The organism is Pseudofrankia saprophytica (assembly GCF_000235425.2).
GTDB lineage: Bacteria > Actinomycetota > Actinomycetes > Frankiales > Frankiaceae > Pseudofrankia > Pseudofrankia saprophytica.
In genome coordinates this window covers 1785955-1812053 of sequence record NZ_KI912266.1, presented here as the reverse complement: position 1 = coordinate 1812053, position 26099 = coordinate 1785955, and the positions used below count along the sequence as shown (strand labels likewise).

Genomic DNA, 26099 nt, shown 5'->3' with positions numbered 1-26099 from the left:
GGGCGCGCGCGGGTCGGTCCGCAAGGCGGCCGGACGCGGCCGGCAGGGCCGCGCGAGCGCGCCCTCGGAGCCGACCCGTACCGCGTTCATGTGGCTACGGGGAGGCGAGGCGTGATCATCCACCGGCCGCGCCGACGCCGGATCGTCGTCCCCTCCTCCACCAACCAGGACTCGTCCGCGAACCGCAGCGAGCCCGCCCGCGCCGGTGGCCCCGAAGGGCCCACGGACCAGTGGGTGCGCGAGCTGAAGGCGTCGCTGCACGAGGGCGACGTCAGCTCCGCCGCCATCAAGTCGAAGATGCTGACGAGGATGGTCGCGCAGTCCGCGGCCGAGCGTCCCGGCACGGCCGGCACCCGGCCGCCGACCGCCAGCCCCGCGCGGCGGCACGCTCGCCGGCCAGGCGCCGCGGCGTCGGTCCCGCGCCGGGCCGGGGTGGTCGGGTCGACCAGACCGGGCCAGGTCAGGCGCACCCGGCCCCGCCTGGTGTCGGTCGGCGCGCTGGCCGCGGTGGCCAGCGTGATCGGCGCCACCGCCGTCATCGCGGCCAGCTTTCACGACAACCAGCCGATCATGGTGAACGCGCCCGCGGGCTCCCCCTCGCCGCAGTCGGCGAGAACGACGCCGTCCTCGGCCACGCCCTCCCCGGTGCCCACGCCCACCACGCCGACCGACTCAGCTTCGACCTCGTCATCGTCAGTAGCCGTGCTGGTGCCGGAGACCGCCCTCGTCACGCCCTCGGCCAGCCCCAGGCCCAGGCCCAGCAATGGCGGCAGCCCGGGCACGGGAGGCCGCGGTTCGGACGGCTGGGACGGTTGGGGCGGGCAGCACGACCAGGCCAGCCAGAAACACGCGGCGCGCGACGCGGACCTGGACCCGCTCCCCCGCGGGGCGCGCCTGTACCTGCCCGGCAGGGGCGTCACCGACTGGGTGGTGTTCGGCTCCGCCCGCAGCGGGATCATCAGCCGCGCCGACATTTCTTTCCAGCTGATCGACACGAGACGCCTCGCCGGCCTCGGTTCCACGCGCGGAGGCTTCGACACCAGCGTGTCCTGGACCGGGGGAACCCCACCGCAGCGCCAGGGCAGCCGCGTCAACGACCGGTTGGTCATCCCCAACGGCCGTTCGGCGGCCATGACCGTCTACCGCGGCCCCTACACAGGCAAGCTTCTCGTCTACCTGGGTGGATCCACCCGCATCAGCGTGCGGGTGAGCGCCAGCGGCATGCAGGACAGTAACTACACGCTGAGACTCGCCAGTTCCGATTCTTCCGGGGTCATCACCATCGACCTGGGCGACCTGCCGGACTCGACACCGGCCACCGTGACCCTGACCGGTGCCGGCGACAGGTCGCTCTCCCTGGCCGCCGCCGTCCTGCACTGAGGCCCGCCGCGGCGGCGTGAACGCGGGGACAACGGCCGCTGACGAGCCGGCGCGAAACAGGGGACGCGGAACCCCGGCGAAAAGAGGCCGGCGACCAGCGAATACAATGAGCGGCCCTGGGTGGGGCGACACGGAGCCGCGAGCTTCTGCGTGCCGCCCCAACCCCAAGGGCACCTCTGCCGCCCGGGCGGGATTGGGGGGCCGGGCGGCAGAGGTGGGGACGGAATGTCCGTCCTGCCAAACGGACGTTCCGATCGTCGCTGAGCGACGATTTCAGGTTTAGGTGGCCCGCCCGCCCGGCTGGGGGGGGTAAGCGGGGGAACAGGCGGGCCAGAACACCGGCGGACCTCCTGGCGCGAACTCCGTTCGGTGTTCAGACATAGGTCGTCCGAGGCGGGCGCCAGGTTGCCATCATTTTCAAGATTTTTTTGATGCGGCATCCCGACCGCCGATCGGCCAGTGTTCACGTCGGCCAGGCCGCCCCGGCGAGCGCCCGCGCCGGCCGACAACCACGTCGACTACCCACGTCGACGTGACGGACCACCAGTGCCCCCCGAGCTGGTATGGGGGTAGCGTCGGACGTGTGCGCAGGGTGCTGTTCTCACCGGGGTGGCTGCTACGCCACGCGCTGGCATGGAGCCTGGTCGTCTTCTTCGTGTACATGGGTCGCTGGCAGTGGACGAAGGGCGAGTCCAGCCACGGCACCCTGCAGAACCTCTTCTACGGCATCGAGTGGTGGATCTTCACCGCGTTCGTGCTGTACCTGTGGGGCAAGATGATCGTCGAGGAGATCCGGCCGACCGCGTCCGTCCTGGCGGACGGCGGCAGCGAGGCGGGCGCCGAGGTCACCGAGCACGCGGCGGCGAACGTCGTTCTCGCGTCCCTGGCCGCCTCGCCTCCTGACGACGAAGATCCCGACGACGCGGAGCTCGAGGCATACAACCGCTACCTTGCCGCCCTCCGTGAGGGCGACCGGGTATGAGGCTGTCCGCCCTCAGCTCCCGCCCTTCACTCCCGCCCACTGCCCCGCCGCCCGTCCCGACGGCCACGACGATGACGCCCGGAGACCACGGATGACCGCACCCAGCCAGGACCAGGCCACCGCCGCCGCGGCCTCCTCGCCCAGCCCGGCCCCCGCGGCGCCGGCCAGGCCCGCGCCCGCGCCCGCCGCCATCGCGAAGGCGCTCACCCGCTATCGGGCGCTCGCCTACATCGTCGGCGTGGTGCTCGTCACGCTGGTGCTCGTCGCGGTGCCGCTGAAGTACGCCGCCGACACGCCGCAGCTCGTCCAGACGATCGGCCCCATCCACGGGGTGCTGTACATCGTCTACCTGCTCGTGACCTTCGATCTGGCGACCAAGACGCGCCTGCCGTTCCGGCGCACCGTCCTGGTCATGCTCGCCGGCACGATCCCCTTCGTCTCGTTCATCGCCGAGCGCTCGGTGACCCGTGAGGTGCGCGCCCGCCTGGCGGCGGACACCAGCCCCGCCCCTCGGGCCTGACGACCGGCCCTCGAGCCTGACGACCGACCCTCCGGCCTGACGACCAGGAGATCGGCCCGGGCACGGATCACTCGCCCTGGACGGTGCCGGGCGCGGACTCGGGCTCCGCTGGACGTGGGACGAGCCGCAGGCCGGCGCCTCCCGGCCCACGTCGGGCGACGGCGACCGAGATCGAGACGAGGTCGCCCGGGGCGAGCTGACGCACCCGCCCGAGCCTGCGCGGCTGTGTGGGGGCAGCGAGCTCCGGGCCGGCGGCATCTGGCTCGGCGCCGCCCACCCGCCGCGGCCGGAGGCGGGCGACGGCGTCCGACGGGCCGGGCACCTGACCGGGCAAGAGACCGAGCAGCGGCGCACGGAACGCGGCGAGAAGCTGGCCCGGCTCGGTGCCGAACGCGATGTGCCGGCCGTCCGACCAGGTCAGCAGGTCCGCGGCGAGTCTGCCGGTGCGCGCGACCAGAAGGCGGCGGACCGCCGAGTCCCAGACGATGACGAGCTTGTCCGGGGCGAGCCCGCGCAGGCAGCGCTCGCCGACGGACCGGTAGGCGGCGGCCACCCGGCAGGCGACCGCGCCGCCGGCACGCCCATCGGCGTCCGGCTCACCGACGTCCGGCTCGCCGGCATCCAGCCCACCGCGGTCGAGCCCACCGCGGTCAGGCCCACCCCCGTCACCCCCGCCAAGCCGACCGCCGTCAGGCCCAATGCCGCCCCAGCCGGCGTCCGACGACGCGTACCGGCCCGCGTGCGCGGCGAGGCGCACGTGGACGGGGCGGGCGGCCGTCACCACGACGACCGTGAGCCCGTGGTCGTCGACCGCGATCGGGGGCGTGGGGTCATCCGCCACGCCGGCGGCCGCGATGACGCCGAACGGGCCGTCCAGATGTACGCCGCGCGCCGCCGGCAGCCCCAGCGAGGAGGACGCCAGCATGGAGGTGAGGGTGGAGCGGCGGACATCGGCTCCGTCCAGCCGTAGCAGGCCGCAGCACAGGGTCACGCCCGTGCCTCCTCTCCCCGTCGTCGCATGCCACCGTCGTGCCGCTGCCGCGTCCCACCTGGCAGTTGCCGCAGGGCTTCGCGGGACGACACGGGGCTCGGCTTCCGCCGCGCCGACGGTCATGCCCAGCGACGGAAAGTAGCAGGTAGACGGGCCTCCGACCGGTCCGTTGACCGAATTGGGATAGGCAGCCCCACTCGCCCGAGCCGCGCCCCTCTCGGCGGTGGTCCAGCCTGTCGGAGCCGGGAATCACCCGCTCTACCAGGCACGATGCGCCGTCGACACAACGGTTGGCGCCCGGACTACCCAGGGTCGACCCAGTCCGTGCCTTCTGGTGGTCTTCCAGACCGCGACGCGCCAAAGTCAGGATAGGACACACAGTGACAACGACGTCACACGGCGAGGAACCAACATGATCACTGCCACCGCGGTCCCACTATCGCGCCTGGCATCGCTGCGCCCGGGGCCGGCGGCGGCGGATCAGCTCTCCTCGTCCTGTGGACCGAGCATCGCGGTGTCCTGCCTGCTCGCGACCTTCGCCGCGCTCGCGGCGCTCGCCTGCGCGGCCCGCATCAGGGCCGCGCCGCGGGCCGGTCTCGCCGGTCCCGCCGGTCCCGCCGTCGGCGTCCGCGGCGCCGGCTGGACCTGCGCCGCGGCCGTCGCCGTGGGCATGGCCGTCTGGTCGACGCAACTGGCCGGTGGCGTGTCCTGCGAGTACAGCGGCGCCACGTCGTTCGACCTACGGATGACGCTGCTCAGCGCGCTGATCGTCCCGGTGGCGACGGGCGTCGGACTCACGATCGCCGCCGCCGACCCGACGAGCGCCCGGCGGCTGCTCGTCGGTGGCGCACTCAGCGGCGCCGGCTGGTCGACGGCCACCTTCCTGACCATCGCCGCGATGCGGGCCGCGCATGCGGTCGGATACGACGTCCTGCTCGCCGCGCTGTCCGTCGTGATGAACGTGGGCACCGCGACCGTCCTGTGCTGGGTGGCGTTCCGCCTCGGCGACCGGTGGCGCCAGGCCCTGGTGGCGGCGCTCCTGCTGGGCGCCGCCACCCGCGGCGGGTACTACACGGCGCTCGCGGCGGTCCGGGTCAGCCCGGGCCGGGATCACGTGTGGTCCCCGGGAGTGGACCCGTTCGCCCTCGGCCTGGTCACCGCCGCCGGGTCGACCATCGTGTTGATGTTCATCGCCGTCGCCGCGGTCGGCGGCCTCATTCATCCCCGGGTTCGGGGCGGCGACGTCATCGCGTGGCCATCGGCCGCCGCGGCGACCAGGAGGGCCCGGACGATCCGCGGAGCGACGGCGGCGGCCAGGAGGACGACCATGTTGATGCGTATCCCGCTCACCGAGGATGGCCAGGGTGCGCAGCGCCCTGGCCGGGGCGGCCGTCCGGACGGTTCTACCGTTCCCGACGGCTCCGGCCTGCCGGCCGGCGGGACCCAACCCCGCCCGACGTGCGAGGACCTGACCTACGAGGAGCTGACGTACGTCGGCCTTTCGCGCGGCGGCCTGGCCGATGACGTCGAGCTTCCCGAGCCGGCCGACGACGAGTCGGGCGACGTCGCTCCCGAGGCCGGGCCCGCCATCGACGACGTGCTCGCCGCGGCGCCGCCCGACGCCGTTCCCGTCCAGGTGGTCGAGCCCATCCAGGTCACCGAGCCCATCCAGGTGGTCGAGCCCCTGTCTGGGGCGTTGGACGTCGCCCAGGTGGGGGAAGGCTCGTTCGCCTCCTCCGCCCTGGCGGCGGCGATGGCCAGGGCGGCCCAGGCGGGCACCGCCCCGCTGGACGGACCGCCGCCTGGGGAGGCACCGACGGCCGGCGGGGCGCCCGGGCCTGGCCGGCTCAGCGCACCGGACTCCGGGGAGCTGGTCGCGATCCTGGTGCCGGCCGGCAGCCTCACGGCGCCCCCGAGCATCGCGCCGGCCTCGCCCGTCGACGAAGCCCAGGCAGAAGGCGCCGGCCTGGCGGGGGAATCCTTCACCACGGCGGCGGCCGACCCTTCCGGGCCCATCCGGGTGGAGTCTCTCGACAGCCGCGTCCTTCCCGGCGCCGAGGCTTCCTGGCTGCTAGCCGGATCGACGACGGGTGGCTTGCCGTCCGAACCGGCGGAGCCCGCGATCCCCGCCGGACTGGTCGAGCCCGGGGCTCCCGCCGGATCGGCCGAGCCGATCTGGGAGGTCTGCCGGCAGGTCTACTGGGAGGCCCAGGATCGCGTCGCCGGCTCGGCGGACGGTCCGCGGGACGGCCAGGCGTACGGGGCCAGGAGCGACGGTCTCAGTGTGGAACGGCTGCCTGGCGCACCCCGACAGGCCGAGCCCGGCGGCGCCGACGCGACCGCGCACGGCGACGACAAGGCGGGCGGGCCGGGCAGTGTCGAGACCCAGCCGCCCCCGGACGAGCCGGCGCTGAGTTTCCCGCCACCTCCGTGGTGGTTCCGGGCGACCGCGCCGGGTTGCGTGGCCGCCGCCCGGCGCCGCGGCGACGACCCCGGCGCGCCCACCAAGCCCCTCCGACTGGTGCCGAACCGCCCCCCGCGTTGACGGACGCGGACGCTGCTACGAGAACGTACGTAGAAGCACGACGGGCCTGCGCCGAAGACCGGCTCACGCCGAAGGCGGGCGCACGCCGAGGACGAGCGCACCCGGAAGGCGTCCGAGGAGGGCCGCCGCACGGGCCAGCCGAGGGATCGCCTCAGCTACGAGCCGTCTCGCGGGCTCAGGATGCCTTGCGGGCGCGGCTCCGGACCGGCGGCGCGATGGGGACGTACGTCGGGCATCCCGGCAGGTGCTCGTCGAAACCGACGACACCCGACCAGTGGCCATGACAACCCCGGCAGTGGGTCGCGTCCTCCTCCGTCCACCGCAGGTCGCAGCCGCCGCAGCTGGCCGTCACCGGGGTGTGCTTGTTCCGCCCGGGCTGTCCGAGGGTGCGCAGCGGGACGGGCAGCGTCTGCTGAACACCGGTCACGCGGACGGAGATCCTGCCGGACCGGCGACGCCCGGACTCCCTACCGGGCTGGCGAAGCCCGGGGTCCCTGCCGGATTGGCGAAGCCGATCTGGCAGGTCTGCCGGCAGGTCTGCCGGTAGGCCCGCTGGCAGGCCTGCCGGGAGGTCAACCGGCAGATCCGCCGGCAGCTCCGGCGTGGACTGGCCGGTGGTCACGGAAGCCGTCCTGGTCGACGGCTCGCGGCCGGCCTGGGCTGGCTGGGCAGGTGAGCGCGCGAACGGTGGCGAGGACGCCACGGAGGCGGACGAAGGGGACCGACGGGCAGGCACCGGGCCATCCTGTCGCACGCCGTCCAGACGGTCACGCCCTCCCCCACCGATCCGCCCGGGCTGGCGCCGTCCCGCGGGCCGAGCGCGGGGGCCCGGCCTGGAGGACGGACAGGCGACGGCGCCTGGACGTTGATGCCGGTGCCCAGAGGGCCGACGCTCGGCGTGAGCGCGGTCTCGACCCGGATGACCGGGCGCGACACGTTACTGGATGACACCTTCCCCACCGATCTGTCTAGCCGAATAGTTGCATGGTCAATGCCAGGGCGACGCGGCACCCAGGCCACGAGCCGGACGTCGGCCTCATCTTGGCGACGACGTCCGACAAATGTCAGGCCTGGTGCCTGTCAGGGCTGATATCGCGATGAGCCGCTGGTGGCGCGGTAAACGTACGGCCGTCTCCAACGTGCCCGGGGGTCGGCTGGGTCGCGGTTCGTAGGGTTAGCCGCATGGTGGGACGCTTGTCCGACCGGTTGACTGTGGCCACCGTAATCGATCGGCCCGGACCGAACGGCCGCGGCGGGGCCAGCACCACGGTTCGGCGCCGAACGGCGGGCGTCCGGCGATAGGCCTGTCGGGTCGCCCGCCCGGTGCGCCGCCGGTGGTGACCGCCGGTGCACCGACGTCTTCGAGCCCGCCGCTTCGAAGCCCGCCGCGCGCACCGCCGCCCGCCAGCCGACCACCCCCGCGAGATTGCCCATTCTCGACTCGCGCAAAAAGTGATATCACTTTGATAGACATCGACCGCAAGGTCACGCCACCAGAGGTCACACCAACAGAGGGAGAGTGATGATCGAGGCGCGCGGGCTCACCAAACGTTACGGTCGCACGCTTGCCGTCAACGATCTGTCCTTCACCGTGCAGCCAGGCCGGGTCACCGGCTTCCTGGGGCCGAACGGGGCCGGCAAGTCGACCACCATGCGGATGATCCTCGGGCTGGACCGCCCGACGGCCGGGGCCGTCCGCATCGACGGGAAGCGCTACACCGACCTGAAGGAACCACTTCGCCACGTCGGCGCGCTGCTCGACGCGAAGTGGGTGCACCCGAACCGTTCGGCCCGTGCGCACCTGCGTTGGCTCGCGGTCTCCAACAAGCTGCCGGAGAAGCGGGTCGAGGAGGTCCTGGCGCTGGTCGGGCTGACCGACGTCGCGGGCAGGCGAGCCGGCGGCTACTCACTCGGCATGTCGCAGCGGCTCGGCATCGCCGGCGCGCTGCTCGGCGACCCCGGGGTGCTGTTGTTCGACGAGCCCGTCAACGGGCTCGACCCGGAGGGCATCCTCTGGATCCGGCAGTTCATGCACCGGCTGGCCGACGAGGGCCGCACCGTGTTCGTGTCCAGCCATCTGCTCTCCGAGATGGCGCTGACCGCGCGGGACCTCGTCGTGATCGGCCGGGGCCGGCTGATCGCCCAGACCAGCACGAGCGCGTTCATCGACGCCTCGTCCGGCTCGAGCGTCCGGGTGCGCGGCCCCGAGCTCGCCAGGCTCCGCGAGGTGATCACCGCCGGCGGCCTGCAGACCGACGACGCCGACGAGACCGCCGAGGGGCCGGCGGCGCTCGTCGTGCACGGCGCGACCACCGACGCCGTCGGCGAACTCGCCGGCCGCGCCGGGCTGGTCCTGCACGAGCTCGCCGCCCAGCGTGGCTCGCTCGAGCAGGCGTTCATCCAGATGACCGGTGGCGACGTCGAGTACCGCACGGGCGAATCCGCGCACGCCTCCACGCCCGCCTCCGTGGGCGCGACGGCGGTGACGGCGACGGGCGCGCCCGCCGGCGTGCCCGGCCAGCTGGACGAGTCCCAGCCATCCCCACGGGCAGGCACCCCGGTGACGGCCGCGAGGAAGGCGGACGCGCGATGACCACGCTCACGTTGCTCAAGGTCGAACGGATCAAGCTGTTCTCGACCCGGTCGCCGTGGTGGTGCATGGGTGCCGCGGTCTTCATCACCGTCGGGTTCACCGCGCTTCTCGCCGGGACGATCCGCAACAGCGATCTCCAGGACCTGACGCCGGCCACGACCCAGTTCTCCTACAACTTCGGCTTCCTGATCATGATGGTGATGGCGATCCTCGCGATCACCACCGAGTACCGGTTCGGGACGATCAGGGCGACGTTCCTCGCGGTGCCCGGCCGTGTCGACGCGTTGCTGGCCAAGACCGCCGTCGTCGCCCTGCTGGCGGGTCTCGTCGGCGAGGCGGCCGGCGTGGGCGCCTGGGCGCTGTCCAGGGCGATCCGGCCCGACGCGCCGCTGGCGCTCAACAGCGCGCAGGACTACCGGGTCGTGATCGGCGTAGGTCTGGTGTACATGGTGGCGACGGTCATCGCGATCTCCGTCGGGCTGCTCATCCGGCACTCCGCCGGCGCGATCACGGCCCTGCTGATCTGGGTGATGGTCGCGGAGAACCTGCTCCCGGCCATCCCGCGGGTCGGCGACACCATCCAGAAGTGGCTGCCGTTCACCGTCGGCAACAACTTCCTGTACGCCGGCCAGCAGGTGGGTCAGAACAACGACGCCACCCCGAGCGACATGCCGCTCGGCGCCTGGGGATCGCTGCTCTACTTCGCGCTGGTCGCCGCCGTCGTGCTAGCCCTCGCGGTGGGCCTCGCGAAACGCCGGGACGCCTAAGGCCGAAGCCGGGCACGGAGCCGCCGCCAGCCTCAGGGCGCTCCGTGCCCGGCCGAACCTCCTACACCCGCCTGACCCGGACACCCGCCTCACCCGCCTCGCCCTCGCCGGCGGCCGCGCTAGGCGCCAAGGCTCCACGGGTCGCGGCCGGCGTCCTCGCGTTCGGCCGCCTTCATCCGGGCCTCGTGCACATGCCGGCGGCCACCGGTGAAGCGAATCCTGATCCGTTCGTCGGCGTCCACGAAGGGCCGGTAGTAGAGCTCGTCGTACTCCTCGACGATCTGGAACGTCCAGCGCCCGTCGAGCACGTTGCGTCCGTGGAGCTCCCGGCGCAGCTGAGCCGCGGCCCGCGGGTGGCCAGCGGCGGCCAGGGCATCGATCGCCTCGCCCAGAGTCCCGTCCGCGTGCCCGGACAGCTGGTGGAACTCATAGAGCGCGCCTCGGGCCCGTTCGACCCATTCCAGCGCCTCGCTGAGCTTCCCGACCGCCTCGGCGGTCGCGTCGTCCACCCTCGGCGCCGTCCGGTCCTCTCCCTCGTACCTTGCCGTATCCGGTCGCACCCCCGCCGCCCGCGACGTAGTAGTAGTCACACCACGGACGTTCCCCACCACCACTGCCCGACACCTTGACCGGGCAGGCGATGGCCGCGGTGTGCCCGGCGATCGCCTCTAGGCGAGGGCGGGAGTCAGCGTCCGCAGGAATGCCCTGGTGGTGTCCGCCTGGCCGGTCACATCGCCGGGCTCGGCGTCGGCGAGGCGGTCGATCAGCGCGCTGCCCACCGTCGCGACGTCGCAGTACGGCAGTACCTGCTCCAGGCGGCCCCGGTCGGAGATGCCGAACCCGACCGCCATCGGAACGGTCAGGTGTTCCCGCACTCGGCGCAGGTAGGCCTGGATGTCCGGCGCGAGGCCGAGCTGGGCGCCGGTGACGCCCTGGCGCGACATGCAGTAGACGAACCCGCTCGCGACTGACGCGTTCACCACCATGCGGTCGCTGGTCGAGGTGGGCGCGAGCGTGACGATGTTGTGCAGACCGTGGCGACGGCAGGCCTCGAGGTAGCCCTCATGCCGGGCGGCCTCGGTGGGGAGATCCGGCACGATGAGCCCGCTGATGCCGGCCGCGGCGGCGTCCCGGCAGAACGCCTCCGTGCCGTACCGGTAGACCGTGTTGGCGTACGCCATGAACAGCAGCGGTGCCCGCACCCGGCCGGAGCACTCGGCCGCGATGGTGAAGGCGTCCCTGACCCGGGCGCCGCGCGCGATCGCGACCTCGCAGGCGGACTGGATGGTCGGGCCGTCCGCGAGGGGATCGGAGAAGGGAATCTGCAGTTCGATGAAGTCGGCGCCCGCCTCGTCCATGGCGTCGACGAGCGCGCTCGTCGACGCCAGCGACGGGTAGCCCACCACCACGTGGGTCATGAGCCCCTTGCGCCCTCCGGCGGCCAGGCCGGCGAGGCGCTCGTCAATCCTGTTGGCCATGGCGCGCGGCCTCCGTCCTGAGAAACGCGTAGAACTCCTGGTCGGCGAACGCGTCGGCGAGGATGAACAGGTCCTTGTCGCCGCGGCCGGAGATATTGATCACGACTATCTCGTCCCGGCCCAGCCGGGGAGCCAGGTCGATGACGTGGGCCACCGCGTGCGCCGACTCCAGCGCCGGCAGGATGCCCTCGGTGCGGGCCAGCAGGTCGACCGCCTCGATCACCGCGTCGTCGCGGGCGCTGGCGAAGCTGATCCGGCCCCGGTCATGGAGCCAGGCCAGCTCCGGGCCGATGCCCGGGTAGTCCAGGCCCGCCGAGATGCTGTGCGTGGGTGACAGCTGACCGTCGTCGTCCTGCAGGAACACCGACTTGTATCCCTCGACGATGCCGGTGCGGCCGTGCGGGAAGCGCTGGGCATGCTCGCCGGTCCCGTCCCCCTTGCCGCCCGCCTCGACGCCGACCAGCGCCACGGACTCGTGCGGGACGAACGGGTTGAATGCCCCGATCGCGTTGCTCCCGCCGCCGACGCAGGCGACCACGTAGTCGGGGAGCCTGCCCTCCGCCTGTCGTAGCTGCGCCATGATTTCCTGCCCGACCACCGACTGGAAGTCGCGCACCATCGTCGGGTAGGGGTGCGGCCCGAGCGCCGAGCCGAGCAGGTAGTGCGTGTCCGCGCTCGATGCGATGTAGTCCTTCAGGGCCGCGTTGACGGCGTCCTTGAGGGTGCGGCTGCCGTACCGCACGGGCACCACCGTCGCGCCGAGCCGTTCCATCATGAAGACGTTGGGCCGCTGGCGCGCGATGTCCACCTCGCCCATGTAGACCGTGCACTCGAACCCGAACTTGGCCGCCACGGTGGCGGTCGCGAGCCCGTGCTGGCCGGCCCCGGTCTCGGCGACCAGCCGCGTCCGGCCCATCCGCTTCGCCAGCAGCGCCTGGCCCAGGCAGTGCGTGATCTTGTGGGCGCCGGTGATGTTGACGCCCTCGTTCTTGAGATAGATCCGGGCACCGCCGAGTCGCTCCGTCAGCCGCCCCGCGAAGGTCAGCGGTGTCGGGCGCCCGGCGAACGTCGCCAGCAGGTGAGCGAACTCGGCCGCGAACTCCGGATCAGCCTTCGCGTCCTGGTAGGCGTGCTGGAGCTCATCCAGTGCCGGTACGAGGACCTCGGGCACGTACCGGCCGCCGAAATCGCCGAAGTACCCGGGCGCGCTGTCGCTCACCCAGGGGTCCGCGCTCACCCAGGACTCCTCACCGGTCCACTCCGCACCGGTCACAGCACGCTCGCCGCGCCGATCAGTTGAGGCAGGCATGGCGTCACTTCCCCTCACCGTCGCTCGTGTCTTCTAGAAGTCTAGACGACTAGAAGACCCGCTATCGTGGTGGCCCATGGCGACCGGAACCGATGCTGGTCCGCGGGCTGCTCCCGGTGGGCGCGCGGCGGATGCGCCCGCCCGAGGGGACCTCGGCGGCCGGCAGCCGAAGTACCTGCGCATCCACCGCGAGCTGAGCGATCGCATCGCCAGCGGGCAGTGGCCGGCCGGCAGCCTGTTGCCCTCCCAGCAGCAGCTCGCGGCCCAGTTCGGGGTCAGCGTCATGACCTTGCGCCAGGCTCTTCAGCTACTGGCCGATGACGGCCTGATCCAGACCCGCCACGGCGCCGGGACCTACGTCGCCGCCCGCCACGCCTATGACCTTGGCGGTCTGCGCAGCTTCGCCGCCGATCTCAGCGCCCAGGACGCCGGCGTCACCACCGAGCTTCTCGCCGCCGGTACCGTCACTCCACCCGCGGACGTCGCCGCGCGGCTCGGCGCACCCGGCGAGGTGCTCCGGCTGCGCCGCCTGCGGCTGGCGGGCGGCCGGCCGCTGATCGTCCAGACCTCATACCTGCCGGCCGCGCTGGCCGCCGTCGTCGAGCCGGAGGACCTGCGGCTTCGCGGTCTCTACACGATCCTCGCCGAGCACGGGCTGGCCATCGCTCGGGCGGACGAGACCATCACCCCCGCGGCACTCGGCGCGAACGACGCTCACGATCTCGCCCGGCCCCAGTCCAGTCTCGCGCTGCTCAGCCACCGGGTCAGCTTCACCGCCACGGGAAACCCGGTCATCGACGACTACGCGCTGCTGCCAGCTGACAGCGTGGCGATCACGGTCAACCGGTCACCGGGTCAGCTAGAGGTGCAGTACACGCTCGCGAGCTGACGGCGCCGAGGACCCGCCCACGATGACCCTGCCGCGAGGCTCAGCCGGGTCGGATGGTCGCGCCGACGAACAGGACCAGCAGCCTGACAGCGACGGCCCTGATTGCATCAGATGCGTTTGCAGGCGTCGAGGAGAAGGTCGGCGACAAGGTCCAGGTCGTCGGTTGTAACGTCGCCGCCGCCGACACTGTGTACCCATCGGATGGCCTGGTCGCGGCGTTGGACGAGCCAGAGTCCGACGTGCAGGGCGATGTCGGCGGCGGTGGGCGGAGCACAGGCATTGAGCTGCCCCAGCACCGCCGGGCGGGACGCGTCGTCGAGGGTGAGTCGGACGATGTCGAGCAGGTCCGTGCCCTGCTTGTGCACAGCGCGGTTCATGATCGCCTGCAGTTTCATCGCGATGATCGGGCCGGGCTCGGCGACGAGAGCTGAGCACTCCAGGCGGTCACCGTCGGAGCGGATCACTTCGACGGTGATCTCAGTGGCGGTGTCGTTCGCCCAGGCGTGCGCGGAGGCGTGAAGGCGGTCGCCGGGATCGTCGCTGGGCTGGTCGAGCTCTACCTGCCGCACCTCCAGCACGTCCACCTTGACCAGGCCATAGGGAGTCGGCAGCAGGACGCCGGCCGGCTCCACGACCTTCGCGCCTTGGGCGGCGCGGAGCACCTCCAGGTGTGGAGCACTCCCCTGAAGCCGGTCGACGACATCGAGGTCGACCGTTGCCCGATGCATCGTGGAGAGTCTGCACAACACCGCCAGCCCGCCCACCACGACGGGCGGCTGGTCGATGAGTTTGCGCACCTCCTCGACGGCCTGGACGACCGCGGCCATCGCGTCGCCCAGGAAGATCACGCGGCTACCAGGCACGGGACCACCTCGGGTCAGGGTTCCAGGCATCCAGGATCTCGCGTCCGCGGCCCTCGTCCTGTGCCAGGTCGAGTGCGACGAACAGCGGATGCGCGAGCGGCCAACGCCAACTGCCACCCGGGAGGTCGAAACGGCGGGCGCAGACGGCCGCCACCGGCGCGACCCGCACCGAGGCGCCGGCCCGGGCCGGCGTCGCGGCGGCGCCAAGGAGCGTGGTCGCCCGCCGAAGCACCACCTGATCTGGGACGAAGAAGTCGAGCGTCTGGTCGGCGCGGACCGCGACCGGAGCGCCATAGGCCGCCGCGGCGGTCGTGTCCGTCAGCGCCCAGCCGGTCTCGTTCGCCAGGTCAGCGAGGCCGAGGCGCAGGGATTTCGCGACGCCGCTCTGATCGTCTGGATCTGGACATCTGGCGAGCAGGGTGCGCGAGGTCGGCCACTGCTCGGCCACCTGCCAGAACAGCCGCGCATCTACGACCGCGTTCGCCGAGTCGACGAGCTGGTCACGTCGCAGCGCCGCGAGAACCTGCGACACCGTGCTGGCCGACCGGCCGAGGCTGCGCGCCAACTCCCGGACGGCCACGCCCTCATTCGGTTCCAGGAGCAGAGCGATCGCGACCTCGAGCCCAGCCTTACCGCCCAGGGCTTGTGTCCGAACGCCGCGTTCTCCAATCGGCGCGACCTCGGCGTCGATCACGAGGCGGCTCGACCGCAGCGCGATCCGGCCGCGCAGGTCGTAGTAGCCAGCCCGCTGCTCGGTCAGCACCTTCCGCGCCGCCTCGGTCACCCGGTCCCCGACGACCAACAGGACCGCGCCGCCAGCCCCGATGGGCTCGCGGTTGGCCGCCAGCAGCCGCGCCGCGACGTCCTCGGACACCAGCGACCGGCGCCTGAGCACGATCGGCACCGCCGCCCCCTCCGGCTCGACCACCAGGTCGACCATCAGGTCGACCCGACCATCGGGCCGGCCGGCAGGCGGCCGGGCCTCGATTCCCAGCTGAGTGAAGGCGTCGGCCACGAGTGCTTCCGTGTCCACACCACCAGCGTTCCCGCTGTTCGGTGTTCGGTCAATACCGAACACCGAACAGTAGCGACGAGGAGCAGCCCCAGCGCCATGTGTGCCGGAGGAGAAGCGTTTGGTCTGTGATCTTGGGACTCGGAGCGGGTTCCAGCGAGCCGGGGCACCTGCGGGGGTCCGACTGCGACACCCCCGCCGGTCGTCCGGCCGACCAATACCGCATACGAACAACGCAGGCAACTCAGGACCGGTTCGAAAGGTGCGGAGCCTTGCGACGCGGCAACGTGCCGACGCCTTCAGCGCTCGGTTGTACCGGCCCGGCCATCGCAGACGGCCCCCACCGCGACCGGACGCCGAGCGGCGATCCGTGACACTTCTGTGGTGACCAGCCTGCTCAACGAGGACGCGCTGACCGCCTCGTCGGTAGTGGCGAACCGGGCGATGAACCGGGAGCGCCAGCTCACCGGGGTCAACAGCTACGAGCGTGAGCTCGGTTTCCGGCCACTGGACTGGCTACGCGCTCGTCTGACAGACGACGACCGCAGGACCGAGAAGACCCGGGTTGCATGGCTCGACCTGTGCTGCGGCACCGGCCGGGCGTTGCTCCAGGCCGCCGACGCGCTACGCACGGAGGGTCTCGGCGACGCGACCCGCCTCGTCGGCATCGACCTGGTCGACGCGTTCACGCCGCGACCGCCGGGCGGCAACGTGGAACTGGTCACCGCGTCGGTCGTGAGCTGGCAGCCATCCGGCCGGTTCGACCTGATCACCTGCGTCCACGGGCTGCACTACGTCGGCGACAAGCTCGCGGTCCTCACCCGCGCCGTGGATGCGCTGACCGAAACGGGACTGTTCATCGCCGACTTCGACGCCGCGAGCATTCGGCGCCCGGACGGACAGCCCATGGGGCGCGGCCTGACGACGGCGCTTCGCGCCGCCGGGCTCTCCTACGACGCCCGTCGACACCGACTAGCCTGCCACGGCCGACGCGAGATCCTTCTCCCGTTCCGCTACCTGGGCGCCGACGACCACGCCGGCCCCAACTACACCCACCAGCCCGCCGTCCACTCCTACTACCAGCCTGGATCTTGACCGTGACAACCCCACCTTCACCCAGCACGGACGACGGCGCCGCCTTCCTCGCGCTGCGCACGGACCAAGGCGACAACGAGCGAGTGCCTGACCGGAGGAGACCTGCCGCGGGTCAGCCCAGCGCCGTTCCGTCCTCCAGATAGACGGTCCGACCGACCACCCGCGCCCTCAGACAGGCAGCCACCCGCCGGGCAAGTAGCGGCATCATCAGCGCGGACAGCTGGTCGGCCGCCGCGAACGTCCACTCCGCCAGCTCCTCGGCAGGCAGCCGGATGCCAGCGGCCTCGGCCGCAGTCAGCCGCCCGCCGTCGAAAACCACGATCAGACCCTCGGTACGCTCAGCTGTCGCTGGCACCCAATCGACAGCCAACAGGCTGCCGAGAGCCCGGTCCAGGCTCAGCTCCTCGACGAGCTCCCGACGCGCCGCCGCACGCGGCGCCTCGTCCTGCTCGATCACTCCACCCGGAAGATCCCAGCCCGGCCGATACGTCGGCCGCACCAGAAGCACCCGGCCCCCGTCGTCCACCAGCACAACCGCGGCCGCCATCCGCTTACGCGGCAGCCCACGCTGCCAGGCCAACCCAGCCGAGCCGGTCGCAGCCTCCACGGCCGCCACCGTAGCGGGCTGACCTTGACCGGCTATCCGATTTCCCGGTTTCACCTTCTAGAACTGGCCCCGGCTATCACCAGGATCGGGAGGGTTGGCAAGGTATGTGCGTCCTGTGGGCCCACACTCGGTCAGCAGCCGGCCTTGCCGCCAGGAGCCGCGCGGGTCGACCTGCCCGTGCCACCAGGTCCAGCCGGGAAGCGGTGCGCGTCCGACTGCCGGTGAGCGCGCCGCCCGCCGACCTTTCCGATCTTCGTTCCCTCCACGGCGCAGTTTCCTTCGCCGTCCGGGTCGCCGTAGTCGCCGGATTGCGCGGCAACGGACGGGAGGGGAATTCCTGAGCGCTTGTGGCTTCGCCACAAGCGCCATGTGTGCCGGAATAGATGGGCCTGGACACCCGGCAAGCGACAACCGATCACTGTGTCTTGCCTCGGCAAACGTAAGTGGTCAGCGCACCAGCGGGACACCAACCTATTGGAGAGGCTGTCGACGCGAGTCCGCTGGCTGTCCGCAACGGTCAGAGATCGTCCCCGTCACCGGTCGGCCGTCCGAGGTGACGGTCCGGATCCTGGAGAGCGAGTAGCGAGGGCGTGATCCCGAGGGCGTAGAAGCCGTATTCCAGCTGCTGGTACCAGGTGCGTTCCCGCTCGAGTTCCCTCGACACCTGGACGGGAACACCGAACCGCTGGTCCCCTGTCGACACCATGACCACGAAGGATTTCCCCGTGTCGGCCGGGTCGGACGGTCTGGAGAGTGCGCTGAACTCCCAGGCCGCCGCGCCTGGAACGTCCTGGCCGGAGTGGAGATCGCGCAGGACGAACGTCGGCTGTCGTAGCAGCACCACGGACTGGACGCGGATCGCGAACGCTCGCCGTTCGACGACGCGCCAAGGCGGCTCCGGACGGGCGTGGTGGAGGTCGGAAAACAGCTGTTCACGCAGCTCGGAGTAATCGGCCGCCGCCCTGGCCACTCCTCTGCTGTCCGCGGCCAGCTCACGGCTTGTGTCACAGCTCGCGAAAACCCCGGCGAGCCGGTCGAACCTGCTCCGGATCCACGGCTTGAGGAAACCGTCCAAGGCACCCAGCCGGTAGGCGTCCTCAGCGGACTCGGCGACCAGCGTCGCGCCGTGCATCAGGGCCTGGTAACGCTCCGCGAGGTCCATGGGTTCCTTCCGGATTGGCACCTGGCCCAGCATCGCCGACACGCCGCGGGCGTGAGTGCCTTTCTCACAAGGATTCAAGGAGGCTGCTGATGGTGAGGGCACGGTCGGCGGTCTGGGTCGCTAGCCGGGCCAGGACGTGTTCGTCCTGCTGCCGGCGAGGTCATCAGCGGTGAGGCCGACCAGCTCGCGACCGATCGGGCGACGCTGGCCGGTCGGGACACTCCAGCTGAAGGTTGCCCTCGTCCATGAGACGGCGATCAGGCGGCGGTGATGTCCGGCGGCGGAACTCGACGATGCGGCGGTGTGCGGTGCCTCCGTGGATTTCGGCGGCCGGTGCCTGGCCGCCGGTAGCTGGTCACCCTGAACAGGCTCTCGCCCGGCGGTCAGCCGGGCTCGGCCCGCCGGGACTGACAGCATCGGCTCGGCCTCAAGGGGACGACGCCCCGGTCGAGGGGTGGGTGCGGGCGGGACTCACCGTACGGATCTCGTGCACCACGCTGGTGAGCCACTCGTCGGACGGCACCCCGGCGGCCGGCCCGGTGGGCAGGTGCGACAGGTCGGGGATCATGAGCAGCGCGTTCGGGTGAAGGGTGATCGCGTCGACAGTGAGGGCCAGGCCGTGCCTGTCGCTTTGGCTAGCGGTCGTGTCGCGGTCGACGAACACCTCGACCAGGTCGAGGCCGGTCCGGTGTGCGTGGGCGGCGAGCTGGCCGTCCAGACCGTTGCCCCCGGTTCGCAGGCCTGCCCCGTTGTCGACCTATCTGGCGACCCACGGGGGATGGTGGTGGCGGTACGCGCAGCTCAGGTCATGGTGGTCGGTCAGATGATGGGCGACGCGCCACCCTCGCCGTGGCGAACGCAATCCCGCGTTCGACGCACACTCCCACGCCCACCTGACACCCACAACGATCTTCAGGGCGCCGAGCCGGCCTCGCAAGAACGCAAACGTGCAGGTCACGAGCGGAGGGCGTGGGATTCGAACCCACGATGAGGTTGCCCCCATAGCGGTTTTCAAGACCGCCGCCATCGGCCACTAGGCGAGCCCTCCCGACCGGCGGTCCGACGGTACCGGCGCCGAGCAAGCTCGGGCATGGCCGCCTTCGTCCCGCGACACCGTCGGCACGGCGGCCGACGGCTGGTCGTCCACCAGTATTCCAGTCAGCGTTCCGGTTCGTCCGCCGGCCTCGGCGCGGTCCCGTACGCGTTCCGGTTCACGCCGCCGCGCCAGCCGCCCTCCCGACGCCGGTGGCGGCACCCAGGGGCCGCCACCGGCGCTTCGCTCGGGAGTCATCTGAAGATCAGGGAGCCGGATCAGGGAGCCGGGCAGACAGCTCCCAGCAGGCTCGCCACCGAGCAGTACGTGGCCCGGCTGACCTTCCAGTGGCCGTCGGAGATCACCGCAGTGCCGGTGCTGCCGAGGCCGCCGCCCTGGTAGCTGATGTGGTAGCGAACCCACGCATGCCACGGATCGGTGAAAACGATGTCGCTTGTGGTCACCGTGGACGAGGCGACGATGTCGGGATAGTTCTGGGCCGCCTGTGCCAGTGTTCCGGCCAGCCCCTGGCCGCCCTCGATCGCCGCGAGCACGACCGCCGGGTCCTGGCCGCCGGTGAACGCCTGCGCGTAGGCCTGCCGGATGGCGTTCTGTGCCGCGGCCGGATTCAGCGGCGGAAGTCCAGCCCTGGGCGGGCAGGTGGCGCCGGCCCAGCCCATCACGGTGCAGTACGTTTCCCGACTGACCTTCCACTTGAGGTTGACGAACACGGCGGTGCCGTCCCGCTCGCCGAAGTCGGCGCCACCCTGGTAGGTGATGTGGAAACGCACTTTCGCGTTGAACAGGTTATTGAAGGTGACGTTGCTGACGGTCACCTGCGCGGTCTCGACAGCCTGCGGGAAGTTCTGCGCCGCCAGTGCCAGGGTGCCGGCCAGCGCCGGGCCGTCATCCACCGCGGCGAGGGCGTGCGCCTGGTCCCCACCACCGGTGAACGCCTGCGCGTACGCCGCCCTGATTGCGGACTCCGCTCCCGGGAGTGTCGGCTGGAATGCATTGTCGGCTGCCAGCGCCCCCTCCATCGGAACCAGGGCCACGGCGCCGACGATCAGCAGAACAAGCCCGGTCAGGCGCATTCTCCAGCGGGTTCGAGCGGTTCGGATGGTTCGACCGTTGGCCGACTGTCGCCCCGGTAGGTCGGACATCGTCATTGCGTCCTCCTCTGCGGCACGGTTGCCACACTCGTATCAACGCGCCATTCGTCTGGGGACGTTGAGACGAAACAGGAGAAACTCGGAAGAAACTTCTGAGCGCGCGCCGACGGCCGGTCCGAGCAGGCTCGGACCGGCGGCGGGGCGGCGACGGGACGGCGGGCGGCAGGCGACGCGCGGCGGGGCGGGGCGGCGGCGGGTATCCGCTATGCCGTCGCCGCCGACTCGACCTCGACCTCGACGTCGGCGTCGACGTCGGCCGGCGAGACGTTGATGGTCTGGGACAAGGCGGCCTCGGGGCGCAGGTCGTCGAGGGAGAGCTGGTGGGCCGGCGGGATCGCCAGGACCACCCGGGAGGTGACCGTCAGGTCGGGGGCGACGTGGAGCAGCTCGCCGGACGCCATCAGGCGCCAGGAAGGGTCCTCGTCCATCCGCTCGCTTTCCACCGCCACCGCCGGCCGGTCGGCCAGGTCGAAGGACCGGGCCCTGATCTCGCTGAACGGGCTCGCGTGGTCGAGGTGGCGCTGGTGGCGACCGCCCGGCTCACGGCACAGCGCGTAGAGCCGGTTCGTGTCCGGGTAACGCAGCGCCCAGAGCTCGTCCGCGGTGGCCATCACCATGTTGATCGAGTAGAGCGGCAGGTTCGCCGCGATCCACCGGGCGGCGGCGACGATGCCCGATCCGACGTCGCCGTCCGCGGCCGCGATCTCCCGGTTGATCAGCGCGAAGTATCGCTCCGAGTCGGTGTCGCCCTGGACCAGCGCACGGTCGTTGCCGAGGTGAGCGTCCAGTCGGCCCAGGTCCTCGATCACCCCGTTGTGGGCGAAGACCCGGTTCCCGTACTGAAAAGGGTGGGTGTTGGCCAGGTTGGCGCGTCCTGTGGACGCGTGCCGCACGTGGGCGATGAACGTCGACGAGACGACGGTTCGCGGCTGGTGGGCGAACTCCGCGCCGGCGCGCTCGGTGATCGGTTGTTTGATGACGCGGGGGGTGCCATCCGGCGCGAACGTCGCGATGCCGGCGCCGTCAGGGGATCGCGACGTTCGCGCCCGCTCGCTGTCCGGAGCGTCGAGCAGCCAGAACGTTGCTTCGATCGGCTGCGCTCCGCTGGTCAGCGCGAACATCTGGCACATCTTGCCTCCACCACCCGCCGTTACCGTCATGGCCCGCCGCCACCTGTCACCACCCGCCGAGGCGCCTGACGGCGCGGGGCGGAACGGGGCCTAGTGGGGCGGAGCGGGGCGAACTCCGCCCACCGGCGACCCGCCCCGCGCGGTGCCCGCCTAGCGAACCGCCGCTCACCCACCAGCATGCAACCTCTGACGGCTCGGGCGCCTGGCAGTCGATGTGCCCGGACCTGTCCGGTGTCACCCACCCTGTTACCGGGACCACTTGGTCACCCTCTGCGGGGGATGGTCGTTTCGAGCCGAGGCGGCCGTCTGGCGGAGATAGGAGCGGGTAGACAGCGCAACATGGCCACAGTGCGTGACCAGTCGTGTGCGCGCCATCATCGGTGCGGGTTGGGGGACAGCGTCGATGCATACAGCCGCGACCGCAGCCGCTGTCATCGCCGGCGATCATCGCGATGACGGCGGCGCGGAGGTGGGTCTGGACGTGGCCCGGTTCGGCGCCCTGGGGCCGCTGGAGGTCTCGGCGGCCGACGGAACGCCCGTGTTCATCGGCCAGCGCAAGAGACGTCGCCTGTTGTCCCTGCTCCTGTTGCACGCGGGCTCCTGGGTGGGCACCGAGCAGATCGGCGTGGCGCTGTGGGAGGACGACCCCCCACGCTCCGCGCTCGGCAACATCAAGACGTACGTCTCCGAGCTGCGCCATGCGTTGCCCTCACCGCCGCCGACGGCGAGCACGTCGGCGGGTCACGATCCGCCGACCGCGGCGCACAGGCCCGGCCGCATAGCCAGCCGGGACGGCGAGTACGCCATCCGGCTGGCACCTGGCGAGCTGGACGTCGACCTGTTCGACGCGGGGGCCCGTGCTGGCGACGATGCCCTCGCCGAAGGAGATCCGGCCCGGGCCGTCCGGCTGCTCGAGCAGGCGCTGAAGCTCTGGCGTGGCCGGCCGTATGACGACCTGCCCGCCGACCTCGCGGTCGCCGAGACCGCCCGGCTCGAGGAGCTGCGCTGGAACGCCTGGGAGAACCTGGCCGACGCCCGCCTGCGGCTCGGCCAACACGGACTGGTGCTGCCGGCGCTGCGCGCGCTGACCATCGAGCACCCGACCAGGGAGCGGCTGTGGGGCCAGCTCCTGGTCGCGCTCGACCAGGACGGCCGGCGGGCCGAGGCGTTGCGCGCCTACCAGGCGGTCTACCGGACCCTCACCGAGCGGCTCGGCATCGAGCCGGGCGAGGACCTGCGTGCCCTGCACCAGCGCATCCTGCGCGGCACCGGCGGGCCGGCCGCCACGGAGCTGTCCGGCCCGCGGCCCGCCCACGCCGACGCGCGGCCCGCCCACGCCGGCCCGCCGCCGGCCAGGCGGCACCGCCGCGGATCGCCACGGTGAGCGATGAACCGGGGCTGAACCGATGCTGGGCAGTGCCTAGCTAGGCCGCCGACGTGGCGATCTGGACGCGGAACTCACGAGAGATTCTGGAGGCAAGGGCGCAGGAAGGGCACGGCGAGCGCCGCTGATGCCCCGGGGCTGCCGGAGAGGCGAGCGGAAAGCCCACTCGCCGACATCGGGGCCAGGGCGCGGCGGACGCGGCGGGCATCGACGCCCACGCCGAGCCGGACCGTCGCCGCCGGTTCAGTGACCGGCGTTCTGGCGAACGGCCCGGGCGAACGGCCCTTCGAGCCAGCGGGCGCAGGCCCACCGCTCCGGTGAACCCGCCCGGCGGCCCCGAATATGCGACTCACGAACAAGCGGCTCACGGCTCACGAACATGTCGACGAAGCACCGACCAGGCTTTGGCCGCCCACCGCGGCCATGCCACCGGCGCGGCCCGGACACCACTGGGTACAGCCCGGACGACATGCGCCCGATGGGCCCCGACAGCGACCGATGGGAGTTTTGCCCTATGAAGGCTCGTTACGAGATGCCCGAACTGGACGGTGCCGGCTCGTTCGCCGAGGTGACCGGTGGCCGGTTTGGCTGGGGTCGTGACTGGCTTTGGCGCAGCTTCTGGGGTGGCTACCCCCGCGGCCCCGGCGGCGGTGGAGGCGGCGGTGTGATCATCATCGGCGGAGGCGGAGGCGGCTGGTGACGGACCTCGTCGACGCCATCGACGCCTGAACCCTGGCATCGGGCATCTGGCGCCTGACACCTGACACCTGACACACCACGGAACCTGCCACGAACTGGCGGGCCGGCCATCGCGGCCGGCCCGCCAGTTCTTTTCACGCCGATTCCACCGAAACCAGGATTCGTCCTCAGGGCCCGAAGGCCCCTTCCTCCATGGAACGGAAGATTCCAGCGGGCCACGCGAGCTCTCCGTTGAACTAAGGGGAAAGAAGGAGTTGGCACCAAGAACGCGAAGAAGAGGACGGACAGGAGTACGAGCTGTTAGCGACCCGGGGACAACAGCCTCCGGCCCTCTAGGCACCTGGCCCGGAAAGGATCGGCTGACGAGCAGATGACGACTCTGACCCGCGCGATGCCGCGGACGCCTCGGGTGCTCGCGCCGGGCGCGCCGTGGTTCGCCGTCCTTCCGGACACGCCCGCCGGCGGCGCCCTCGGCGCCGCCGTGCTGGCCGCGGACGACACCGTCGCGGCAGTGCGACGTGGCTCCGGCCGACCCTGGCTGATCGGCCGATGGGCCGCCAGCGCGACCACCACGGCCGACAGCGCCACCGCGGCCACCGGCACCGGCACCGCTGCTGGCACCCGCGCCGGCAGTGTCACCGCTGCTCGCACCGGCGCCGCCGCCAGCACCGCTGCTGGCATCGTGCACGCGGCCGTCGGCCGGTCGCGGCTCGCACTGATCGGCGACGTTCCGATCGGCCCCGGTGAGCTCGCGGACCGGCTCGCGCGCGTCAGGGACGTCGCCGACCTCGACCAGCTGGCGAACGAGCTGCCCGGCAGTTTTCACCTGGTCGCGGAGATCGACGGCCACGGCCGGGTCCAGGGCACGGCCTCCGGCCTGCGCCGCGTCTTCCATGCCGGGCTGAGCGCCTCCCCCGTCCCAGGCTGCCCCGGCGGAAACCGTCTCGACGGCAGCCGTCTCGACGGCGCGGTCGTCGCGGGAGACCGCGCGGACGTCGTCATGGCCCTCAGTGGGGATCGCCCTGATCTCGATCTCACCGCGCTCGCGCTCTGCCTGGTCGATCCGGTCGCCCCGCACCCGCTCGACGACCGGCCGCTGTGGCTGGGCCTGACCGCCGTCCCGCCCGACCACTGGCTACGCGTCGACCCGCCGGGCACCGCCGGGCCGGCCGCGACCCATCGGCGCTGGTGGCACGCGCCGAAACCGGAGCTCGACGGCCGCGTGGGCGCGGCGGCGCTGCGCCGTGCCCTGGTCGAGGCCGTGGGTTTCCGTACGGCGGCTGGCGGCACCGTCACCGCCGACCTGTCCGGCGGGCTGGACTCCACCGCCCTGTGTTTCCTCGCCGCCGCCGGGGCGGCGACGGTCGTCCCCTACACCGGGGTGGGACGTGACCCGGCGGACGAGGACGCCGCCTGGGCCGCCCTCGCGCGCGCGGCGTTGCCCGGCGCCGCCGACGGCTCGCCAGGCGCCTTCGAGCTGCTCCCCCGCGAGCGCGTCCCGCTGGTCTACGACGGGATCGGCCTGGCCGGCGAGCCGCTCGACCGCCCGTTCATCGGGGTGATCGACCGCGCGAAGCTGCTCGCCGGGCTCCGCCTCGCCGGCCGCCACCGACCCAGGCTGCACCTGTGCGGCCTCGGCGGCGACGAGGTGGCGCAGGGATCGCCGAACTGCCTGGCCGGCCTCGCTCTCGGCCACCCACTGGCCGCGTACGCGCGGCTGCGCGCCCTGCGCGCGCAGGGCCGCTGGCCACTCGCCGCCAGCGTCTGGACGCTGCGCCCGCGTTCCTACCGGACCTGGCTCGCCGACCTGCTCGCCCCCGCGTCCCGCCCGGACCGCCGCCGCGCCCGCGCCCATCCCCGCCGGCGTCTTCGGCGCCTGTCGCCGCGGCCGGTCGCCGAGCTCGACTGGTCGATTCCGCCGCGGATTCCGGCCTGGCTTACCCCCAGGGCCGTGGAGCTGCTGCGCGCCGCGCTCACCGAAGCGGTCGAGGAGGCCGAGCCGCTCGGTCCCACCCGGGACAGGCACGCCGATCTGTTCGCGATCCGCGCCGGCGCGGCCGTGGCACGTGGCTTCGCGCAGCTCGCCGCCCCTACCGGACCACCGCTGACCACACCGTTCTACGACGACCGGGTGGTCGAGGCGGCGCTCGCCGTGCGGACGGCCGAACGATGCACGCCCTGGGAGTACAAGCCGCTCCTGAAGGCGGCGATGCGCTTCCACGTGCCGGCGGACTGTCTGCGGCGGCAGACGAAGGCGGAAGGCTCGGTCGAGGAGGAGGCGGGGCTGCGCACCAACCAGGACGCCCTGCGCGCCCTGTTCACCGGGTCGCGGCTGGCCGCGCTCGGGCTCGTGGACGAGGAGGCGCTGCTGCGGGCCTGCCGATACACCCCGGCGCCCGACCTGCCGCACCTGGCGCTGCAGCAGACCGCCGCCGCCGAGGTCTGGTTACGCGCCTGGGACATCCCGTAGCCGTCGGACTGCCCATCG

23 protein-coding genes and 1 tRNA gene are annotated in these 26099 nt (G+C 72.1%); 11 read left to right on the top strand and 13 right to left on the bottom strand.

The window, feature by feature from the left end:
• The first annotated feature begins 111 nt into the window (after window positions 1–111).
• The 3 genes from FRCN3DRAFT_RS0207635 (at window position 112) to FRCN3DRAFT_RS43205 (ending at window position 2882) form a co-directional block, all read left to right on the top strand.
• On the top strand, window positions 112–1380 hold the full coding sequence (locus FRCN3DRAFT_RS0207635; RefSeq protein WP_007510961.1) for a hypothetical protein: 1269 nt from the start codon (window positions 112–114) through the stop codon (window positions 1378–1380).
• Window positions 1381–1963: 583 nt separating this feature from the next.
• Window positions 1964–2362, top strand: coding sequence for a hypothetical protein (locus tag FRCN3DRAFT_RS0207630; RefSeq protein ID WP_027140354.1), 399 nt, complete (start codon window positions 1964–1966; stop codon window positions 2360–2362).
• A 91-nt stretch (window positions 2363–2453) separates the two neighbouring features.
• The gene (locus tag FRCN3DRAFT_RS43205) at window positions 2454–2882 is read left to right on the top strand and encodes a DUF3817 domain-containing protein (protein ID WP_007510963.1); all 429 of its coding nucleotides are present in this window, start codon (window positions 2454–2456) and stop codon (window positions 2880–2882) included.
• A gap of 67 nt (window positions 2883–2949) precedes the next feature.
• On the opposite strand, the gene FRCN3DRAFT_RS0207620 is transcribed toward FRCN3DRAFT_RS43205, so the two are convergent.
• A complete protein-coding gene (locus FRCN3DRAFT_RS0207620) occupies window positions 2950–3873 on the bottom strand; it encodes a hypothetical protein (protein ID WP_007510964.1) in 924 nt (307 codons plus the stop codon).
• A 412-nt stretch (window positions 3874–4285) separates the two neighbouring features.
• Between FRCN3DRAFT_RS0207620 and FRCN3DRAFT_RS49285 the strand changes: the two genes are divergently transcribed.
• A complete protein-coding gene (locus FRCN3DRAFT_RS49285; RefSeq protein WP_007510965.1) occupies window positions 4286–6418 on the top strand; it encodes an MHYT domain-containing protein in 2133 nt (710 codons plus the stop codon).
• 175 nt (window positions 6419–6593) lie between these two features.
• Here the strand turns inward: FRCN3DRAFT_RS49285 and FRCN3DRAFT_RS0207610 are convergent, their stop codons facing one another.
• Window positions 6594–6845, bottom strand: coding sequence for an FDXHR family putative zinc-binding protein (locus FRCN3DRAFT_RS0207610; RefSeq protein WP_232793962.1), 252 nt, complete (start codon window positions 6843–6845; stop codon window positions 6594–6596).
• Between the two features lie 1095 nt (window positions 6846–7940).
• Here FRCN3DRAFT_RS0207610 and FRCN3DRAFT_RS0207605 point away from each other — a divergent pair.
• Window positions 7941–9011, top strand: a complete 1071-nt coding sequence (locus FRCN3DRAFT_RS0207605; protein WP_007510967.1) for an ABC transporter ATP-binding protein — start codon at window positions 7941–7943, stop codon at window positions 9009–9011.
• Window positions 9008–9778 (top strand): ABC-2 transporter permease, encoded by a 771-nt coding sequence (locus tag FRCN3DRAFT_RS0207600; protein WP_007510968.1) that lies wholly within the window; start codon window positions 9008–9010, stop codon window positions 9776–9778. The genes FRCN3DRAFT_RS0207605 and FRCN3DRAFT_RS0207600 overlap by 4 nt, the downstream gene beginning before the upstream one ends.
• A 119-nt stretch (window positions 9779–9897) precedes the next feature.
• Here the strand turns inward: FRCN3DRAFT_RS0207600 and FRCN3DRAFT_RS0207595 are convergent, their stop codons facing one another.
• The 3 genes from FRCN3DRAFT_RS0207595 to trpB all read right to left on the bottom strand — a co-directional run bounded on the left by FRCN3DRAFT_RS0207595 (window position 9898) and on the right by trpB (window position 12493).
• On the bottom strand, window positions 9898–10287 hold the full coding sequence (locus tag FRCN3DRAFT_RS0207595) for a hypothetical protein (RefSeq protein WP_007510969.1): 390 nt from the start codon (window positions 10285–10287) through the stop codon (window positions 9898–9900).
• A gap of 159 nt (window positions 10288–10446) precedes the next feature.
• Window positions 10447–11256 (bottom strand): tryptophan synthase subunit alpha, encoded by an 810-nt coding sequence (gene trpA, locus FRCN3DRAFT_RS0207590; protein ID WP_007510970.1) that lies wholly within the window; start codon window positions 11254–11256, stop codon window positions 10447–10449.
• Window positions 11240–12493, bottom strand: a complete 1254-nt coding sequence (trpB, locus tag FRCN3DRAFT_RS43195; RefSeq protein WP_007510971.1) for a tryptophan synthase subunit beta — start codon at window positions 12491–12493, stop codon at window positions 11240–11242. Before trpB ends, trpA begins: the two co-directional genes overlap by 17 nt.
• A gap of 148 nt (window positions 12494–12641) precedes the next feature.
• Here trpB and FRCN3DRAFT_RS43190 point away from each other — a divergent pair, with 148 nt between their 5' ends.
• The gene (locus FRCN3DRAFT_RS43190) at window positions 12642–13454 is read left to right on the top strand and encodes a GntR family transcriptional regulator (RefSeq protein WP_007510973.1); all 813 of its coding nucleotides are present in this window, start codon (window positions 12642–12644) and stop codon (window positions 13452–13454) included.
• Window positions 13455–13561: 107 nt separating this feature from the next.
• Here the strand turns inward: FRCN3DRAFT_RS43190 and FRCN3DRAFT_RS0207575 are convergent, their stop codons facing one another.
• Together FRCN3DRAFT_RS0207575 and FRCN3DRAFT_RS53900 are read right to left on the bottom strand one after the other, a co-directional pair.
• Window positions 13562–14317 (bottom strand): hypothetical protein, encoded by a 756-nt coding sequence (locus FRCN3DRAFT_RS0207575; protein ID WP_007510975.1) that lies wholly within the window; start codon window positions 14315–14317, stop codon window positions 13562–13564.
• Window positions 14307–15350, bottom strand: coding sequence for a helix-turn-helix domain-containing protein (locus FRCN3DRAFT_RS53900; RefSeq protein ID WP_007510977.1), 1044 nt, complete (start codon window positions 15348–15350; stop codon window positions 14307–14309). Before FRCN3DRAFT_RS53900 ends, FRCN3DRAFT_RS0207575 begins: the two co-directional genes overlap by 11 nt.
• 363 nt (window positions 15351–15713) lie before the next feature.
• Between FRCN3DRAFT_RS53900 and FRCN3DRAFT_RS0207565 the strand changes: the two genes are divergently transcribed.
• Entirely contained in the window at window positions 15714–16424 is a 711-nt protein-coding gene (locus FRCN3DRAFT_RS0207565) for a class I SAM-dependent methyltransferase (protein WP_232793961.1), read from the top strand.
• Between the two features lie 112 nt (window positions 16425–16536).
• On the opposite strand, the gene FRCN3DRAFT_RS0207560 is transcribed toward FRCN3DRAFT_RS0207565, so the two are convergent.
• From FRCN3DRAFT_RS0207560 to FRCN3DRAFT_RS0207535, 6 genes are all read right to left on the bottom strand, one after another.
• Window positions 16537–17031: an NUDIX domain-containing protein gene (locus FRCN3DRAFT_RS0207560; RefSeq protein WP_007510981.1), complete on the bottom strand. Its 495-nt coding sequence runs from the start codon at window positions 17029–17031 to the stop codon at window positions 16537–16539.
• Between the two features lie 517 nt (window positions 17032–17548).
• Window positions 17549–18214 (bottom strand): hypothetical protein, encoded by a 666-nt coding sequence (locus FRCN3DRAFT_RS49280; protein ID WP_198535949.1) that lies wholly within the window; start codon window positions 18212–18214, stop codon window positions 17549–17551.
• 406 nt (window positions 18215–18620) lie between these two features.
• Window positions 18621–18857, bottom strand: coding sequence for a hypothetical protein (locus FRCN3DRAFT_RS0207550; RefSeq protein ID WP_007510984.1), 237 nt, complete (start codon window positions 18855–18857; stop codon window positions 18621–18623).
• Window positions 18858–19154: 297 nt separating this feature from the next.
• Window positions 19155–19241: transfer RNA gene (locus tag FRCN3DRAFT_RS0207545), tRNA-Ser, on the bottom strand.
• A 263-nt stretch (window positions 19242–19504) separates the two neighbouring features.
• On the bottom strand, window positions 19505–20281 hold the full coding sequence (locus FRCN3DRAFT_RS0207540) for an MTB12 C-terminal domain-containing protein (RefSeq protein WP_232793960.1): 777 nt from the start codon (window positions 20279–20281) through the stop codon (window positions 19505–19507).
• A gap of 320 nt (window positions 20282–20601) precedes the next feature.
• Entirely contained in the window at window positions 20602–21528 is a 927-nt protein-coding gene (locus FRCN3DRAFT_RS0207535; protein WP_007510988.1) for a class II glutamine amidotransferase, read from the bottom strand.
• Window positions 21529–21931: 403 nt separating this feature from the next.
• Between FRCN3DRAFT_RS0207535 and FRCN3DRAFT_RS43180 the strand changes: the two genes are divergently transcribed.
• The 3 genes from FRCN3DRAFT_RS43180 to FRCN3DRAFT_RS0207520 all read left to right on the top strand — a co-directional run bounded on the left by FRCN3DRAFT_RS43180 (window position 21932) and on the right by FRCN3DRAFT_RS0207520 (window position 26081).
• Window positions 21932–22912 carry an AfsR/SARP family transcriptional regulator gene (locus FRCN3DRAFT_RS43180; protein ID WP_007510989.1) on the top strand — a complete coding sequence of 327 codons (981 nt, stop codon included), beginning with the start codon at window positions 21932–21934 and terminating at the stop codon, window positions 22910–22912.
• A 514-nt stretch (window positions 22913–23426) separates the two neighbouring features.
• Complete coding sequence (locus FRCN3DRAFT_RS0207525; RefSeq protein ID WP_007510990.1) at window positions 23427–23612, top strand: lasso RiPP family leader peptide-containing protein; 186 nt, start codon at window positions 23427–23429, stop codon at window positions 23610–23612.
• Between the two features lie 369 nt (window positions 23613–23981).
• The gene (locus FRCN3DRAFT_RS0207520) at window positions 23982–26081 is read left to right on the top strand and encodes an asparagine synthase-related protein (protein ID WP_007510991.1); all 2100 of its coding nucleotides are present in this window, start codon (window positions 23982–23984) and stop codon (window positions 26079–26081) included.
• The last annotated feature ends 18 nt before the right edge of the window (window positions 26082–26099 follow it).